Origin of the sequence: Streptomyces botrytidirepellens (genome assembly GCF_003721215.1) — a bacterium.
In the GTDB taxonomy this organism is placed as follows: Bacteria; Actinomycetota; Actinomycetes; order Streptomycetales; family Streptomycetaceae; genus Streptomyces; species Streptomyces himastatinicus.
On record NZ_RIBZ01000438.1, the window covers coordinates 1 to 1,167 of the forward strand.

At 70.7% G+C, this 1,167-nt stretch carries 1 protein-coding gene; it reads left to right on the plus strand.

Features of this window, described 5'->3' with window-relative positions; translation table 11 throughout:
* The first annotated feature begins 478 nt into the window (after positions 1-478).
* Complete coding sequence (locus EEJ42_RS31430) at positions 479-1,093, plus strand: hypothetical protein (protein ID WP_221179448.1); 615 nt, start codon at positions 479-481, stop codon at positions 1,091-1,093.
* The last annotated feature ends 74 nt before the right edge of the window (positions 1,094-1,167 follow it).

Here is a 1,167-nt window from a genome sequence, read left to right on the forward strand (position 1 = left end):
AGGCCAGGGGGCCGACGCGCGCCCCCGCTTATCCCAAGGGCCCGCCGTGATCCAGCATCGTTATCCGCCTCAGGGCCGCGCAACGCGACGACTCTGTGGACGGCCTGACGGCCAGGCTGCCCCTCCGCTTGAACCCCGGGCGGGGGTGCTGACACGGCGCTGACTTTGGCCACCGGGCGTTTCGCAACTGGCGGTGACCGGCGGCCTGCCCGCCCGCTTCCGCAGGCGGCCCAGCTCATTGCCTGAGCCGCGGACTGCGCACCGGCCCGGCTCTCCCGCGCGGGCAGCCGGGGACAGCCGCGCCATGTTCGGCTCTGCCCAGCCCCGGGTGCCGGGGGTTGCACGGCTTGTCGCTTCGACGGCCAGTGTGAGCCGTCCCGCAAGGACATCCTCAACCCGCTGTCCGGGTGTGTCCGGTCGATACAGCCTCAGCCCGGGTTCACCCGCAATCCGCCGTTCTTTCCTCCTGGAGTGATCGATGAGCCCCTCGTGGCGCCGTATCCCCATGCCACCCGCTGTCGCCCGCTTGCCCCGTAACCGGGCAGGACGCCCGGTCCCCGGCAACATCGCCTGGTACGAGGCGGATGACGACGGCTCGATCCTGGTGACTCGCAATGACGAGTTGGGCGGGCACATCACCTGCCCGTGCACACCCGGGCGCGGCACACCCCGGTTCGGAGAACAATGCTCGGACAGGCAGCGACAGTTGATGGTCCAGCGGCGCTGCGGGCTGTGCACTCAGGCAATCGAGCCCACAGCACAACTGGTCTTTATCGGCGAGAGCGACGCCCGGTACTACCTGGGGCCCCCGCTCCACCCGCTCTGCGCCGCGTACGCCCTACAGGTCTGCCCCGTGCTGCACGCGGAAGGCGAACGCATCGAAGTCGCCCTCACCCAGTCCTACGCACTGGCCGAAGACCGGATCACCGCGGTGTCAGCCGATGGCGCGCTGCGACGCTCTGCGTTCCCCTTCGGCGACCTCGGGGCCCACCACCTGGCGGTCCTGGAGTTCTATCTAGCCTTCCCGGACGCCCCCGAACGCCTCACCGCTCCAACGTGGCTGGCCCAGCACGACCTGAAGCTGCTTCCTTGATCACCCCCGCCGTCCGCGCGCCGGCCCGCCCCGTACCAGGGCGGGGCGGCGCGTGTTCTGCGGCCCAGCCAGCC

What these genes read in the sequence shown, in the direction of transcription:
- EEJ42_RS31430 (WP_221179448.1), top strand. Translation starts at nt 479, where the DNA reads ATGAGCCCCTCGTGGCGCCGTATCCCCATGCCACCCGCTGTCGCCCGC.